General features: G+C 71.0%; 2 protein-coding genes. One reads left to right on the top strand and one right to left on the bottom strand.

Translation table 11 applies throughout. The features are described from left to right. Positions 1 to 101 precede the first annotated feature (101 nt). Positions 102 to 1,136 carry a nuclease-related domain-containing protein gene (locus WA805_RS14855; protein ID WP_425242610.1) on the bottom strand — a complete coding sequence of 345 codons (1,035 nt, stop codon included), beginning with the start codon at positions 1,134 to 1,136 and terminating at the stop codon, positions 102 to 104. Positions 1,137 to 1,546: 410 nt separating this feature from the next. Between WA805_RS14855 and WA805_RS14850 the strand changes: the two genes are divergently transcribed. Next, on the top strand, positions 1,547 to 2,355 hold an 809-nt coding region (locus WA805_RS14850; protein ID WP_425242609.1), incomplete at its 3' end, for a penicillin acylase family protein.

The following is a 2,355-nucleotide window of genomic DNA, read 5'->3' as shown; positions in this document are numbered from 1 at the left end:
GCGCTCCCGCCATGTTCCTGCCGTGCGTGACCGTGCGCGACCTCAGCGGTGGCATGCCGACTCCCTTGCCGGACGACTCTCCTGGCCAGTTTCCTGGGAGTTCAGCCTACCGGTGTGAAGGTCCTCGTCGGCCCGACGTCAGGCAGCACGCTGCTCGCCGAGTCGTAGATGGCCTGGACCTGCTCCTTGGACAGCCGCGGCAGGTCGCGCATCCGGCCGCGGCGCTTCAGGTACTTGCCCAGATCCGTACCCGTGAACACGTCGACGTCCTTGATGGTCGCGATGCCCCAGGGGATCTTCGGCCCGTAGATGGCCATCGCGGCGTGGACGGGGACGTCGAAGCCGACCGCGGTCGACAGCCGCTCGCTGGCCTGCTGCGCCTCCCATTTGGCGTGCTCGAGCCGCTGCGTCTTGTTCTCCGGGCCGTGCCAGAGCTGCTTGCCGTTGTAGGTGCGGATCGGCACCCGCTTGTGCCAGCGCTCCGAGTCAATCGCGTACACGCCGGTGGGGCCGACCACCAGGTGGTCGATGACTTCCCGGCTGCCGGGGATGGGCCGCGCGTTCAGCGCGAGATACCCGGCGCGGCGCATCCTGGAAAGCTGCCGCCTGGTGCTGCGCTGCGCGGCTGCCAGGCTCCCGCCGACCGCGACGTCCGCGGCGGTCCGCGACCGGTACACGGTGTCGATGATGCCGGCCAGGATGGCGAGCGAGAGGCCGATCTGCCAGCTGGCGACGATCGTGAAGACGACGCCGACGACGATCACGACGATCGCGCGGAACCGCCACATGCGCAGCCGTACGTCGGGCGGCAGGTCGCGGACGCCGATCCGCCGCTGGCCGCTGTCCCACGCGGGCGGGGTGACGGACACCGGCAGCTCGCCGGACGAGGTCCGCTCGCCCGCCGCGGCGCTGCCCGTCGCGGCGGCCCGCACTGGCCGCGGCCTCGAGACCTGCTGGTTCCACGCCGGCTGCGGCACGTCCAGGTCGGCCGTGGGCGGCTCGTCGGGCGGGACCTCGGTGGTCACCACGCCCTCGAGTATCGCGATCCCGTCGTCCCGCCGCCGGCCGCCGTTCACGTCGGTGGCCTCGTCGATCTCGGCGGACACATCATCCACGCCCGAGTCCGCGTACTGCACGCCCGCCGCCTTCGGCGGGGAAGCCGCCTGCCGTCCATTCGCCGAACGCCGTCCGCCGGCGGTCCACCGGGACGTGGGCGATCCCGGCCGGTCGGATACCGAATACCTGGTGCCGTTGACACCGGCATTCTGTTTCGTTGCCTCGGCCCGGTCAGCGTCAGGCGCCGGTGTCACGCTAACCTGCACGCCATCATGCTCAGATGTCCCGGGCAGCGCTGATGACCTGGATTTCTTGCTCCGGGGCCAAGCCATCCATCTCACCACCTCAGCGTACCGATACGGGCGCGGCCGGGGAGCCGCGCTCCGTAATCAATTGTCCCCCTATAAGGGGGCCTTAAAAGCGGACATCCGGCCCTAAAAGCGCAGGTAACTTGCGCCGAACATTGCACGAGCGTGATAAAACGAGCGGAATGTGGATCCGTGACAGGCGAGTAGGCCGCTGGCGATTGCGCTCTGTGCTCAACGCGGTCGCGGCCGTGGTGGTGTCGGCGGCACTGCTTGGCGTACTCGGCTTCGGCTACGGAACGATACCGGCTCTCGGCCCCGCGCTCGACCCCGGCCGGGGCGCCTGGACGTCGGCCTCCGGCGGACAGCCGGCCGGCTCGCAGACGCTGCACGTGCCCGGGCTGACCGCGCCGGTCTCCGTCTCGTACAGCAGCCAGGGCCTCGCCTCGATCGACGCCGCGAATACGCACGACCTTTTCGTGGCGCTGGGGTACGTGCACGCGAAGTTCCGGCTGTCGGAGATGGACCTGGAGCGCCGCCTGGGGGAGGGCCGCCTCGCGCAACTCGCCGGCCCGAGCGACCTGAGCAGCGACGAGTTCGAGCTGCGGCTCGGCCTGCTGCGCACCGCGCAGAATGAGTGGGCGCGCACCACCGGCCAGGCCCGCGCCGCGCTGCTCGCGTACGCCCAGGGCGTCAACGACGACATCGCCGCGGTCCGCGCGGCCGGCGACTGGCCCGCGGTGTTCACCCTCACCGGGTCGTATCCCACGCCGTGGACCCCGGTGGACAGCCTGGTCATCCAGGGCGTGCTCACTCAGGAGCTCGACTACACGACGGGCCCGCTCGACGAGGCCGTCCTGGCGCGGTCGCTCGGCGCGGGCCGCACCACGGACTGGCTCCCCGTGCTGGCGAAGAACGCGCAGACGCCGTATGACCCGGGCCCGTACGTCAAGGCGCCGCTGACGCCGGTGGCGCCGGACGCGGCGAGCAGCGC

The sequence above is a fragment of the Trebonia sp. genome (assembly GCF_049794275.1).
Taxonomy (GTDB): Bacteria; Actinomycetota; Actinomycetes; order Streptosporangiales; family Streptosporangiaceae; genus Trebonia.
This window is presented reverse-complemented; position numbering and strand designations above follow the sequence as displayed.